The organism is Ruegeria sp. BHSA162 (assembly GCF_059613385.1).
On sequence record NZ_JBXWSK010000089.1, the window covers coordinates 1 to 13,098 of the forward strand.

Here is a 13,098-nt window from a genome sequence, read left to right on the forward strand (position 1 = left end):
CTTGATGTCCAACTGCTGCAGCACGCGCGGATGCAGTTCGCCGAACACGCCCAGCATTTTTTTGGGGCCCAGGCAGATCTTGCCGTGACGGCCCGGATGCCACCAGGCGTCGCCATCGCGCAGGATCTGCACTTTGGCGGGGGCACCTATGGCGGCCAGCACGGCCTCCGCATCGGCCTTGGCGTCAAACACGTCGACCGCGCGGGCGGCGCCGTGCACATCCTTTTGTCCGGTCCGCCCGACCAGAAGGCCTGCGATCTGGGTGCGTTGCTCGCCGGGTTCCCCGTCATGAAAGACCGGGCCGACCTCGAACAGAGCTAGATCGGCAAAGCCGCGCGCCTGGTTGCGCGCCGCGGCCTGCAACAGGCCGGGCAACAGGTCGGGGCGCATGTGGCTCATCTCGGACGAGATCGGGTTTTCCAGCATCGTCGCGTCATCGCCGCCACCGAACAGCGCGGCCGAGGCTTGATCGATGAAAGTGTAGCTGACGCATTCATTGTACCCCAGCGCCGCGCAGTTGCGCCGCGCCATCGACTGACGCCGCTGGGCCGGGGTCATAACCGGCTTGGGAATACCATCCGTGACACGCGGCAGCGGCTTGCCCTGCAGCTTGGTCAGCGAGGCGATGCGGGCGACCTCCTCGACCAGATCGGCCTCGCCCTGGATGTCGGGGCGCCAACTGGGCACATGGGCCATGTCGCCTTCCAGACGGAAACCCAGCCGGGTCAGGGTCTGGCGCTGCTCGCTTTCGGGGATGTCCATGCCCACCAGCGACTGCACCCGCGCCGCATCCAGCCGATAGGCGCGCGAATGGTCCGGCGCCTTGCCGGCCTCGACCACCTTCGAAACCTCGCCGCCGCAGATGTCCAGGATCATCTGGGTCGCGTGCTCCAGCCCTTCCAGCGTGTATGCCGGATCGACTCCGCGTTCGAACCGGTACCGCGCGTCCGAGTTGATCTTGAGCGCGCGCCCCGCCAGCGCGATCTGGACATGATCCCAGAAGGCGCTTTCCAAAAACACGTTCACCGTGTCCTCGGTACAGCCGGTCTCTTGCCCGCCCATGATGCCTGCGATGGATTCCGGGCCGTTGTCGTCGGAAATCACCATCATCCCGGGCTGGAGAGTGTATTCCTTTTCGTCCAGCGCCACCAGTTTCTCGCCGCCCTTGGCGCGGTGCACCCGCAGGTTGCCTTTGACCTTGTCGGCGTCAAAGACGTGCAGCGGGCGGTTGCTGTCGAACGTCATGTAGTTGGTGATATCCACCAGGGCCGAGATCGGACGCAGACCGATCGCCTTCAGCTGATCCTGCAGCCATTGCGGGCTGGGGCCGTTCTTGACGCCGCGGATCAAGCGACCGGTGAAATGCGGGCAGCCATCCAGCGTGTCGTCGTCGATCGTCACCTTGATCGGGCTTTCGAAATCCCCCGGCACCGGGGCATAGTCGCGCTGCTTCAACTTGCCCAGACCCCGCGCCGCCAGATCGCGCGCGATGCCCGCAACGCCCAGCGCATCGGGGCGATTGGGGGTGATGGCGATCTCGATCACCGGGTCGATCTTGGCGGGGTCGTTCTCGGCCAGCCAGTCGACGAACCGCTGGCCCACCTCGCCCGAGGGCAGCTCGATGATGCCGTCATGTTCGTCCGACAGTTCCAGCTCGCGCTCGGACGCCATCATGCCAAAGCTTTCGACGCCGCGGATCTTGCCAACGCTGATCGTCAGATCCAGACCGGGGATATACATGCCCGGCTTGCAGACCACGACGGTGATGCCCTCGCGCGCGTTGGGGGCGCCGCAGATGATCTGCAACTCGCCCTCGTCGGTGTCCACTTTGCAGACGCGCAGCTTGTCTGCATCGGGGTGTTTCTCGGCATGTTTCACATAGCCAAGGGTAAAATCCTTGAGCTTGTCGGCCGGGTTGATGACCTCTTCGACCTCGAGCCCGAGATCGGTCAGCGCCTCGGCGATCTCATCAACCGAGGCGTCGGTGTCCAGGTGGTCTTTCAGCCAGGAGAGGGTGAATTTCATTTCTGTTTTCCTGTCCGGTAAGGCGGGCCAGCCCGCCGAATTCTCTTGGGCAGCAGGGCAAGCCCCACGCTATTTCATCGTGACAAGCCACCATGCAGGTTGGGCATGTCCAGCGCCGCAAACCCATAGTGGCGCAGCCAGCGCAGGTCGGAATCAAAGAACGCCCGCAGATCCGGGATGCCGTATTTCAGCATCGCCAGACGATCGATGCCGATGCCGAAGGCAAAGCCCTGATAGACCTCGGGGTCGATCCCGCCGGCGGCGATCACCTTGGGGTGGACCATGCCGCTACCCAGAATCTCCATCCAGTCGTCGCCCTCGCCGATCTTTAGCTGACCGCCTTCCCAGGAACAGCGGATATCGACCTCGGCCGAAGGTTCGGTGAACGGGAAATGCGAGGCGCGGAAGCGCAGTTCGACGTCGTCGACCTCGAAGAACGCCTTGACGAATTCTTCCAGCACCCATTTCAGGTTCGCCATCGAGATATCCTTGTCGATGGCCAGGCCTTCGACCTGGTGAAACATCGGCGTGTGGGTCTGATCATAGTCGGCGCGATAGACACCGCCCGGACAGATCACGCGGATCGGCGCGCCCTGCTTTTCCATCGAGCGGATCTGAACCGGCGAGGTATGGGTGCGCAGCACATGCGGCGGGCGATTGTCGCCCGGCGCGCGGTGCATGTAGAACGTGTCCATCTCGGCCCGCGCGGGGTGGTGGCCGGGGATGTTCAGCGCGTCGAAATTGTACCAATCTGTCTCGATCCGCGGACCTTCGGCGACGGAAAAGCCCAGTTCGGCAAAGATCGCGGTCAGTTCCTCGGTCGCCTGGCTGACCGGGTGGATCGAGCCTTGGCGGCGCGGGCGCGCGGGCAGGGTCACGTCCAGCCACTCGGTCCGCAGACGTTCGTCCAGCGCGGCATCGGCCAATGCGGCCTTCTTGGCTGCCAGCGCCGAATTGATCTCGTCCTTCAGCGCGTTCAGCGCGGGGCCGGCGACCTGGCGTTCCTCGGGCGTCATCTTGCCCAGTTCGCGCATCTTCAGCGCCACTTCGCCCTTTTTGCCCACCGCGGCCACGCGGATCGCTTCCAGCGTGCTTTCGTCGCCTGCGTCAGCGATCTGACCCAGGTATTTTGCCTTAAGATCGTCCATGACGGTCCCCTGAATTCTGTTGCTGTCCTGCTATCACAGCAGCGCGCGAAAGCAAGAGGGCCGGGCCGCGTGATCAGGTCGCGCGCAGAACCGCTGCCTGTCGATCACACCGGACCGGGCGGATCGTGGGGCCATAGCCCTGCGGATGGGTCTGCAGTTCGGGGAACAGCGCAAACAGTTCGCGCGCGGCCTCCTGCTCCAGCCCCGTGAGCGCCTCCTGCCCCGGAAAGAAGCTCTCGGACACAAGACCTGAAGTGGTGACCAGCTGGTGCCGGTCGAAGAACAGGTGGACATAGCGGACAATGTCACAGGGCTGCACGGTGACGGTATCGCCGTTGACCAGCGATTTGGCGGGGACCAGAACCTCATCCTCGCCGAACAGAAGCTGGGCTTGCCAGCCTCCGACCAGAATGCGGTGCTGGGGCGAGACCAGAATGTCTGTCTTGGCGCCCAGAACACCCGCGCGGATGCGCACCGGCGCGAAACGACCCACGCCGCGCACCGTGCGGCCGCCGATCCAGCGCACCCGGCAGGGGCCGTCATCGACGGTCAGGACCGTATCGCCGGGCTGCAGCGTCTCGATCCGGCGCGGCCCCTCGGGGGTATCCACCAGGGTTCCGGCCGTGAAACAGGCGGCCCCGGTATCCCCGGGCGACAAGGGGCCATAGGTCAGCGTGTCAGGATCGGGTTGATTGAACTGCAGGGTCGTCGTGGTCTGGTTCGGCCCGACCAGCACCGGCAGGTTGACCGAGGTTTCCCCGGCCGCCAACCCATCGACCGCGACGATGTTCTGCGTGCCGCCACCGATGTCGTAGAAATCTATTACCTCACCCGTGGCGGTGTTGGTCAGCGCATAGGCTTCGTAATTGGTTGGGCCGCCACCATCCGGATCGGTCAGGAAGATCGGAAAATCATCGGCCGAGATGACATAGACGATCTCGTTGTTGTCGGGGTCGACGGTGACCTGAACGGAGGGATCGTTGAGTGGGATCTCGATCCCAACCTGCCCGTTCGCCTGATAGAAGGACACGGTGAAATCCGCCGGATCTTCGCCGGGGCGAAGGGACACCTCCAAGAATTCGGACACGCCCGAATTCGCGGCATAGGCATTGGAATAATGCAACTCACTGATACGCGCCATGAAAGCACCACGACCGGAAAACCTGACCCGAATGTATCGCGCAAACGCCGCCGCCGAACAAGGCGCGATCCGGGAATGTGGCTAACAGGCCCCTAATTGCAACAGGTCGCGGTCAGTAGCTGTATTCGGGGTAGATCCGCGTCAGATCGCCCTGCCAGTCGCCGTGGTAATGCTCCAGCAGCTCGTCGGCCGGCACCTTGCCGGACTGGATGCTTTCCTTAAGCGCGTTCAGGAAATGGGTCTCGTCCGGGACCAGCCCGCCTGCACCCGGCCGCGCCCGCGCCTTCAGGCCGGACTCGGCGATGGCCACCACCTCGCGCGCCAGATCGTGCATGTTGATACCGCCGACCTGCGCCTGCAGCCCGTCCCGGGCCGCGGCGACGCGCAACCCCTCGCGGGTTTCGGCGTCCCAGCCCTTGACCAGATCCCATGCGGCATCCAGCGCGGACTGGTCATAGGTCAGCCCTACCCAGAAGGCGGGCAGCGCGCACAGACGGCGCCACGGGCCGCCGTCGGCCCCGCGCATTTCCATGAATTTCTTGATCCGCGCCTCGGGGAAGGCGGTGGTCAGGTGATCGGCCCAATCCGAAAGCGTCGGCGTCTCGCCCGGCAGCGCGGGCAGCTTGCCCTGCAGGAAATCGCGGAATGACATGCCCAGCGCGTCGATATACTTTCCGTCACGATAGACGAAATACATCGGCACATCCAAAGCGTACTCGACATAGCGCTCGAACCCGAAGCCGTCCTCGAACACGAAGGGCAGCATGCCGGTGCGCGCGTCATCCAGATGCCGCCAGATGTAGCTGCGCCAGCTTTTGTGGCCGTTGGGCTTGCCCTCGAAGAAGGGCGAGTTGGCAAACAGCGCGGTCGCCACCGGCTGCAGGGCCAGCGCCACGCGCAGCTTCTGCACCATGTCCGCCTCGGACCCGAAATCGATGTTGACCTGAACCGTGCAGGTCCGGCGCATCATGGCGCGGCCCATGTCGCCGACCTTTTCCATGTAGTCATTCATCAGGACATACCGGCCCTTGGGCATCAGCGGCATGTCCTCGTGCTTCCAGATCGGTGCGGCGCCCAGCCCGATGAAGCCTACGCCGATCTTGTCGGCGATGTCCTTCACGTCGCGCAGATGCGCGTTCACCTCGTCGCAGGTCTCGTGGATGGTCTCCAGCGGAGCGCCTGACAGCTCCAGCTGCCCGCCCGGTTCCAGCGAGACGTTGGCCCCGTCCTTTTCCAGCCCGATCAGCTTGCCCGCCTCTTCCACGGGGGTCCAGCCATGCCCGTCGCGCAGCCCCTGCAGTACCGCCAGGATCGAGCGTTCGCCTTCGTAGGGCAGCGGCTTCAGCGTGTCCTTGCAATAGCCGAATTTCTCGTGCTCGGTCCCGATGCGCCATTCGCTTTTGGGTTTGCAGCCATCGGCCAGGTATTCGGCCAGCTGTTCGTGGCGTTCGATCGGCCCGCCGCCGGACTGAGGAATGGACATGAACCGTGCTCCGATCCTGAAGTGTCGAGTCGTGGGGGTCAGTGGTGGTCGCAATCTCCCCCGGTGTCAATGCACCGTCAATTCAACCGGATGTGTGCCGGGCGCGAGGGGTGGCGTTCCCAGATGACCACCGGATGCGACGCCCCGCCCTTGAGTTCCGACAGCATCCGCTCGGTCCGCAGCCCCGGCAGGGCAGAGAACACGTCGAACAGTGCCTCGGCACCTTCGGCATTCACGGGAATGTGAAGCGGCGGCTGGCCGGGCTGTTCCAGCACCCAATGCGCGGGGCTGGCGGTGGGGTCGAGCGTCAGGCTCTCGATTTCGCGGGTGGCGACGATGCCACCTTCCAGCGGCCCCAGATAGGCAATCTGCCCTTCATCCACCGACACCACACCCGGCCCGCCCGCGCCCAGCCGGAACCGCGCGCGCTGTACGCCGATCACGGCCAGCGCGACCGAGACCAGCACAAGCACCCAGCCCAGCCAGCCCAGCAACCCGCCCGGACCGCCGATCCAGCTGAGGCCAAGGATCAGAACGAACCCGGCGGCCAGCACCTCGCGCCAGCGCCACAGGGCCAGTTTGGCTTCGGGTCGGATGAAACTCATGACGCGGCCTCCATCTGATCGCTGAACAGGACCAGTGAAAAGGTCCCGGCAGGGGCAAACCCAATCGCAACATAAGCACGCACGGCGGCGTTTGAAGCCGCGAACAGAACGGCCTTGCGCACTCCCGCGGCCCGCGCTTCGGCCAGATGCAGGGCGACGGCGGTGCGGGCATAGCCTCGCCCGCGCAGCGCGGGCGGCGTAAACACGCCGCCGATCTGGACGATCTCGGGCAACGTGGCATTGAAGCCTGTCATGCTGACGGGCTGGCCGTCGACCATCAACAGCCGGTGCGAGTCGCGCTGAATATATCCGTCGATGTCTTTCTGCGCAGCCTTGCGGGCCATGCCCGGGTCGGTGCCCAAAGATTCCAAGTGATAGGCCTCGCGCCAGCGGATCAGCAGGCTGCGGTCGCCGTCAGACAGAGGCACCAGCCTTGCGTTTTCCGTTGGTGGAACGATCAGGTCGCGCAAGTCCAGCGCAAAAGAGGGCTCATCCCGGTCCAGACGGGCGGCGCGGTCCTGCCATCCGGCCTGTCGCAGAAACCGGCGGGCTTGCGTGGCCTCGCCCGCCAACCCAATGACCGTGCGGCCCCGGATCAGGTCCGCTGCCTCGGCCAGGCCGGCCTCGGGCAGATCCGGGCATTGCGGCAGGATCATGCCTTCGTTGGTGATGCCGAACACGCCGCGCAGCGGGTCGCCCAGCATCCACATGCTCATCGCGCGCGGTGCAGGTGCGTTCAGGCCGAACTCTCGCAGGTTGGCCAGCGCGAACATCGAGCTTTGCACATGATCCAGAATAAACCGCTCGATCGCCGGAACATCCTGTTGCTGCGCCGGCCGCCACATCAGGACCAGTCCCCCAGCGTCTGCTGCCACAGGGTCATCGCGGCCACCGCCGCCGTATCGGCCCGCAGGATGCGCGGCCCCAGGCTGACCACATGCGTGAACGGCAGATCCTTCAACCGCTGGCGCTCGGCATCGGAGAACCCGCCCTCCGGGCCGATCAGAATGGCCCACGGCCGGCTCTTGGCCTGTTCGGCCAGGCGCAGGGCCGACCCGGCTTCGGCCTCATCGCAGAACATCAGTTGGCGGCCGTCGGGCCAGTTGTCCAACAGCTTGTCCAGCCGCTGCAGGTCGCAGACCTCGGGCACGAAGGTGCCGCCGCATTGCTCGGCCGCCTCGACCGCATGGGCCTGCAGCCGGTCCTGGCGGATGCGTTCGGAATTGGTGAAGGCAGTCTGCACCGGCATGATCTTGGCGGCCCCCATCTCGGCGGCCTTTTCGACGATGAAATCGGTCCGCGCCTTCTTGATCGGGGCAAACAGCAGCCACAGGTCCGGCGGCAGTTGCAGTGGCCGGGTCTGTTCAAGACAGCTCAGAACACCGCCCCGCTTGCCCCACTCGGCCACCTCCGCCAACCACTCGCCATCGCGGCCGTTGAACAGGGCCACCTGCCCGCCCACGGCCAGACGCATCACGCCGAACAGGTAATGGGCCTGCTCGCGCGTCAAAGGAACCGATTGCCCCGCACCCAAAGGGTGATCTACATACAGCCTGATCTTCGCACTCATGAGACCCTACATATGCAAGGCAATGCCCCAACACCAGACGGTCAGGTCGCCGACGCCGTTACCGGCAACTGGGTCGATACCCGCGCCCCGGCCTTTGCCCGCCCCTATCTGCGGCTGTCGCGCGCGGACCGGCCGATCGGGACGTGGCTGCTGCTGATTCCGTGCTGGTGGGGCCTGGCGCTGGCGATCCTGCATGACGGTCAGCCGCGCTGGGGCGATCTGTGGATTGCCGTTGGGTGCGCGGCCGGGGCCTTTCTGATGCGTGGCGCTGGTTGCACCTGGAATGACATCACCGACCGCAAGTTCGACGCGCAGGTCGCCCGTACGCGCTCGCGGCCCATCCCCTCGGGTCAGGTCAGCGTGCGGCAGGCGGTGATCTGGATGGGCCTACAGTGCCTTCTGGCGCTGGCGATCCTGCTGACCTTCAACCAGGCGGCCATCGCGATGGGCGTCCTGTCGCTGCTGCCGGTGACGATCTATCCCTATGCCAAGCGCTTCACCTGGTGGCCGCAGGTGTTTCTGGGGCTGGCCTTCAACTGGGGCGCCCTGCTGGCCTGGGCGGCGCATCGCGGCACGGTCGAATGGCCCGCGATCCTGCTGTACCTGTCCGGCATCGCCTGGACGCTGTTCTACGACACGATCTATGCCCACCAGGACGCCGAGGATGACGAGCTGATCGGCATCAAGTCCACCGCGCGTCTGTTCGGGACCGACACCGCGAAATGGCTGAAGTATTTCCTTGTGGCGACCGTGGCGCTGATGGGGCTGGCCATCGTCGAGGCCGCGCTGCCCAATTCCAGCGTGCTGGCACTGGTCGTGGCCATTGGTGGACCTTGGGCCATGGGGTGGCACATGGCGTGGCAACTGCGCGGGCTGGACATCGAAGACAACGCGAAACTGCTGCAACTGTTTCGCGCCAACCGGGACACCGGCCTTATTCCGCTCATCTTCCTTTGCGTCGCATTGCTCCTCTGATTGCACCTCGGTACCGGTGCCTGTAAGAGTCCCGCCCAATGGCCCGAGGAGATAAGAAACCGCTCATGCGCTTGCCGTATTTCCTGACATCAGCCCTGATCTTTGTCGTGTCGGCGGGGGTCTGTCTGCTGGCCGCCGGATTCGCGGTGACCAAGATCGAAGAAACCTCGGAAACTGCTGTTCGAAATGCACTGAGCATGCAGGGCCACGAGTGGGCCGAAGTGCAGGCGGATGGGCTGCGCGTTGTGCTGACCGGTACTGCCCCGGACGAGGCCACCCGATTCAACGCGCTGACCGCGGCCGGTACACAGGTCGACACCTCTCGGGTGATCGACGAGATGGACATTGCCCCGACGGCTGACCTGACTCCGCCCAAATTCTCGGCAGAAATTCTCCGGAACGACAGCGGCATTTCCGTGATCGGGTTGGTTCCGGCCAGCGTGGATCGCAACGCACTGATGGCCCGGCTGCAGAAGCTGGACCCCCAGGCGCGGGTGTCGGACCTGCTGGAAACCGCAGACTACAAGAAACCCAAAGGCTGGGACGACGCGATATCCTACGCCATCCTTGCCCTGTCCAAGCTGCCGCGAGCCAAGGTTTCCGCCAGTCCCGACCTGGTCAAGATCACTGCCATCGCTGACAGCCAGCAGGAAAAAGAACGGCTGGAACAAGAGCTGACACGCGCCGCGCCGCCCAGCTTGCGCATCGGTCTGGCGATTTCGGCACCGCGCCCGGTGATCACTCCGTTCACATTGCGCTATCTGATTTCGGAGGAAGGCGGACAGTTCGACGCCTGTTCGGCACAGGATGAAAAGGCGCGCGACACCATTGTTGCCGCCGCGCAGGATGCCGGGCTGTCAGGGCCCTATACCTGCACGATCGGCCTGGGTGTGCCATCGCCCCGATGGGCGCAGGCCGCTGAACTGAGTATCCGGGCTCTGTCCGAGATCGGGCAAGGTTCCGTCACGATGTCGGATGCCGACATCACGCTGATTGCTGAACCGAACACCAGCCCGGCCACCTTCGACAAGGTCGTGGGCGAGTTGGAAAACGCCCTGCCCGAAGTGTTTGCCCTGCACGCGGTTCTGCCTGAACCCGAAAACAACGAACAAGCCGGACCTGTGGAATTCACCGCCACCCGCAGCCCGGAAGGTCTGGTACAACTGCGCGGCCGTCTGGGCGACGATTTGCAGCGTGACATGATCGACAGCTACGCCCGGGCTGCCTTCGGATCCGATCAGGTTCACAGTGCCGCCCGCGTAGTCGACCAGATGCCGCAGGACTGGCCCGTACGCGTTCTGGCGGGGCTGGAATCCCTGTCCTGGCTGAACAACGGCGTGCTGACCGTAACGCCCGACAAGGTCGAGTTGACAGGCGTCAGCCATGATGAAGACGCCAAGGCACAGATCGCGGGCCTGCTGTCCGACAAGCTGGGCGATGCGCAGGACTTTGACCTGTCGATCACCTATCAGCCCCCGCCCGAACCCGAAGACGCGCTGCCAGACCCCGAGCAGTGCGAAAGTCGCATCGCCGAGGTTCAGGAAACCCGCAAAATCACGTTCGAGCCCGGATCGGCTACGGTTTCATCAGAGTCCCGCGACAGTCTGAACCAGATTGCCGAGATCCTGCGCGAATGTGGACCGATCCGGATTGAAATCCAGGGTCATACCGACAGCCAGGGCCGTGAAGAGATGAACCAGCAACTGAGCCAGTCACGCGCCCAGTCCATCCTGAACGAATTGCGCGCCCGTCGGGTGCCGACCAAAAGCTACTCGGCCGCAGGATATGGTGAGACGCAGCCGATTGCAGACAATGACACCGAAGACGGGCGCGAGAAAAACCGGCGCATCGAATTCCGGCTGATCCGGCCCGAGCCGGTCGCCAATCAGGAAACCGGTCTGGAAGCATTGGAGACCCAGACAAGCGCAACCGAACCTGCGCCAACAGAAGAAGAAGCATCCGAAACGGATGCAGGGGACCAGTAAGTTGAACAGAACCGAATTCATCATCGCCACCGCCGTCATCCTGTTCGCCGCCTTCTGCATGGGCTGGTTCGCCAACTGGCTGGTGCACCGCCTGTCGCGCGTGCGCCAATCCGACGTGGCCGATCTGGACCGCATGAGCCAGGAGCTGCACGAGGCCGAGGAAACCCGTGATCAGGCGATCACCTATCTGCAGCAGCGCGAGGCCGAGCTGACCAACCAGCTGACCCAAACCGAGGCCGAGCTGGCCGCGGCTATGGACGGGCTGCGCGCCGCCCGTCAGGAAGCTGAGGAATTGCGCGGCCGGATCAACAACGCCGACTGAGCGCCTACCAGCGCGACAGCGCGTCCTCGTCCTCGTCCTTGGCGGCAACCCACTCCGCGCCCAAACCTGTGATTTCCTTCTTCCAGAACGGGGCGCGGGATTTCAGGTAATCCATCAGGTATTCAGCGGCCTCGAACGCATCTTTGCGGTGCGGGGCTGCCGTTGCGACCATCATGATCCGGTCACCTGGGGCCAGCCGCCCATGGCGATGGATCACCAGCACGTCACCCAGCGACCACCGGCTCTTGGCTTCCTCGGCGATCTTGGCGATGGCGCGTTCGGTCATGCCGGGATAATGCTCGATCTCCATGTAGGCCAGATCGGTCTGCGCCAGATCGCGCACGACGCCGGTAAAGGTGACGATAGCGCCATTGGCCGTGTCACCTGCGGCAAAGGCATTGGCCTCGGCCCCCAGATCGAACGGCTCTTGCTGGACGGAGATCCGCATTGCCTTATCCGCCGGTCATGGGCGGGAAAAAGGCCACTTCGCGGACGCCGGCCAGCGGCGCGTCGAAATCCGACAGCTCCTGATCCAGCGCGACCCGCAGGGCGGAGATGTCGGCAAAGGCCGCGGCATAGCGGTCTTCGCGGGCGCTGAGTTCCGCCACCAGATCGGAGACCGTGGCCGCAGTGGTTTCGACCTTTTCCTTCGGCACGCCGATCCGCTCGCGGACCCAGGCGAAATACAGGACATCCATGCGTCAGCCCTCCTTCAGATGGGGCATGGCTTTACGTAGGTAGTCGTAGCCGGTGATCAATGTCAGCGTCGCCGCGATCCACAGCAGCCACAACCCGATGCGGCCCGACCAGAACATGCCATCCAGCTTCCATTGCAGGCCCGAGATGTCCTCGACCTGGCCCGACAGGATCTGGTCGATCAGCGCGGCATCCATGCCGAAGGTGGACATGACGAAATAGTGCTCGAATATGCCCTGCGAAAACAGCACGGCGATCGCCACCATCTGCGCGGTCGTCTTCCATTTGGCCAACTTGGTAACCTTGAGCGTTCCGGCCACGTCGCCCAGATACTCGCGCAGGCCCGAGACGAAAACCTCGCGGAACAGGATCACGGTGGCGGGCAGCACCAGCCAGGGCGTCCAGTGCTCGGTCGAATAGCCGACCAGGATCATCAGCGCGATCACCACCATCGCCTTGTCGGCGATCGGGTCCAGCATTGCACCCATCTTGGTTTCCTGCTTCCACGCGCGCGCCAGATAGCCGTCGAACCAATCGGTTATGGCCGCCGACAGGAACAGGATCAGCGCGAACCAATCCGCGTAGGGCCGTGTGAAATACAGAAACATCACCGCCAGGCCGGGCGCGGCCAGTAGGCGCAGCAAAGTCAGAATATTCGGCAGGTTCCACTTCATGCGCTGGACCCTACAACCATGGCCGGGAACAGAAAAGACGGCACAATAAAAAACTGCCAAGAACACAGGTGTTTGGACCACGACAGGTCAGACCGTCGCAGGCGGAGGATCGACGACCGTTTCCCCCTTGGCGCGGCGCGAAGAACGGGTCAGGTTGCGCGGGTATCGGCACATCAGGAAAGATCCGCCCCGTGACCTCACATATCAGAACCGATGCGCGCGCCAATCTGATCGGCAGCGCCTGGATGATCGCGGCCATGGCCGGGTTCGCCCTGGAGGACGCGCTGTTGAAAAGTGCCGCCAAGGTGCTGCCCATCTGGCAGGTTCTGGTGCTGTTCGGGCTGGGCGGCGCGTTGGTTTTCGCCGGAGCCGCGTTGCTACAGGGGCGGCGGTTGCTGCACCCCGATGTCCTGTCCAAGCCGATGAAGATCCGAGTGCTGTTCGAAGTCTTCGGCCGCCTGTTCTATGTGCTGG

The 13,098-nt window shown here is 64.2% G+C and carries 13 protein-coding genes and 1 pseudogene; 4 read left to right on the forward strand and 10 right to left on the reverse strand.

Going from position 1 to position 13,098, the window contains the following annotated elements:
- The 7 genes from pheT to AC2FM5_RS17175 all read right to left on the reverse strand — a co-directional run.
- A partial coding sequence (gene pheT / locus AC2FM5_RS17145; RefSeq protein WP_496737028.1) for a phenylalanine--tRNA ligase subunit beta occupies window positions 1–2,025 on the reverse strand: 2,025 nt, incomplete at its 3' end.
- A 74-nt stretch (window positions 2,026–2,099) separates the two neighbouring features.
- Window positions 2,100–3,173 (reverse strand): phenylalanine--tRNA ligase subunit alpha, encoded by a 1,074-nt coding sequence (pheS, locus tag AC2FM5_RS17150; RefSeq protein ID WP_093963563.1) that lies wholly within the window; start codon window positions 3,171–3,173, stop codon window positions 2,100–2,102.
- 73 nt (window positions 3,174–3,246) lie between these two features.
- Window positions 3,247–4,314: a Hint domain-containing protein gene (locus AC2FM5_RS17155; protein WP_496737031.1), complete on the reverse strand. Its 1,068-nt coding sequence runs from the start codon at window positions 4,312–4,314 to the stop codon at window positions 3,247–3,249.
- A 112-nt stretch (window positions 4,315–4,426) separates the two neighbouring features.
- Window positions 4,427–5,797 (reverse strand): glutamate--cysteine ligase, encoded by a 1,371-nt coding sequence (locus AC2FM5_RS17160; protein WP_170342329.1) that lies wholly within the window; start codon window positions 5,795–5,797, stop codon window positions 4,427–4,429.
- Window positions 5,798–5,874: 77 nt separating this feature from the next.
- A complete protein-coding gene (locus AC2FM5_RS17165; protein WP_170391769.1) occupies window positions 5,875–6,402 on the reverse strand; it encodes a hypothetical protein in 528 nt (175 codons plus the stop codon).
- Window positions 6,399–7,247 (reverse strand): GNAT family N-acetyltransferase, encoded by an 849-nt coding sequence (locus tag AC2FM5_RS17170; protein ID WP_496737033.1) that lies wholly within the window; start codon window positions 7,245–7,247, stop codon window positions 6,399–6,401. The genes AC2FM5_RS17165 and AC2FM5_RS17170 overlap by 4 nt, the downstream gene beginning before the upstream one ends.
- Window positions 7,247–7,972, reverse strand: a complete 726-nt coding sequence (locus tag AC2FM5_RS17175) for a 16S rRNA (uracil(1498)-N(3))-methyltransferase (RefSeq protein ID WP_496737035.1) — start codon at window positions 7,970–7,972, stop codon at window positions 7,247–7,249. Before AC2FM5_RS17175 ends, AC2FM5_RS17170 begins: the two co-directional genes overlap by 1 nt.
- A gap of 12 nt (window positions 7,973–7,984) precedes the next feature.
- Between AC2FM5_RS17175 and ubiA the strand changes: the two genes are divergently transcribed.
- The 3 genes from ubiA to AC2FM5_RS17190 all read left to right on the forward strand — a co-directional run bounded on the left by ubiA (window position 7,985) and on the right by AC2FM5_RS17190 (window position 11,254).
- Entirely contained in the window at window positions 7,985–8,947 is a 963-nt protein-coding gene (gene ubiA / locus AC2FM5_RS17180) for a 4-hydroxybenzoate octaprenyltransferase (RefSeq protein WP_170359989.1), read from the forward strand.
- Window positions 8,948–9,012: 65 nt separating this feature from the next.
- A complete protein-coding gene (locus tag AC2FM5_RS17185) occupies window positions 9,013–10,932 on the forward strand; it encodes an OmpA family protein (RefSeq protein WP_480728448.1) in 1,920 nt (639 codons plus the stop codon).
- Window position 10,933: 1 nt separating this feature from the next.
- Window positions 10,934–11,254 (forward strand): hypothetical protein, encoded by a 321-nt coding sequence (locus AC2FM5_RS17190; protein ID WP_093963571.1) that lies wholly within the window; start codon window positions 10,934–10,936, stop codon window positions 11,252–11,254.
- 4 nt (window positions 11,255–11,258) lie between these two features.
- Here the strand turns inward: AC2FM5_RS17190 and AC2FM5_RS17195 are convergent, their stop codons facing one another.
- Genes AC2FM5_RS17195 through pgsA form a run of 3 tightly spaced genes read right to left on the reverse strand, consistent with a single transcriptional unit; the run spans window position 11,259 to window position 12,624 of the window.
- Window positions 11,259–11,702, reverse strand: coding sequence for a molybdenum cofactor biosynthesis protein MoaE (locus AC2FM5_RS17195; protein ID WP_480637638.1), 444 nt, complete (start codon window positions 11,700–11,702; stop codon window positions 11,259–11,261).
- Between the two features lie 4 nt (window positions 11,703–11,706).
- Window positions 11,707–11,952, reverse strand: a complete 246-nt coding sequence (gene moaD / locus AC2FM5_RS17200) for a molybdopterin converting factor subunit 1 (RefSeq protein ID WP_170359984.1) — start codon at window positions 11,950–11,952, stop codon at window positions 11,707–11,709.
- Window positions 11,953–11,955: 3 nt separating this feature from the next.
- Window positions 11,956–12,624: a CDP-diacylglycerol--glycerol-3-phosphate 3-phosphatidyltransferase gene (pgsA, locus tag AC2FM5_RS17205; protein WP_170342342.1), complete on the reverse strand. Its 669-nt coding sequence runs from the start codon at window positions 12,622–12,624 to the stop codon at window positions 11,956–11,958.
- A 191-nt stretch (window positions 12,625–12,815) separates the two neighbouring features.
- Here pgsA and AC2FM5_RS17210 point away from each other — a divergent pair.
- Window positions 12,816–13,098: pseudogene (locus AC2FM5_RS17210) on the forward strand (EamA/RhaT family transporter); the annotation flags it as partial.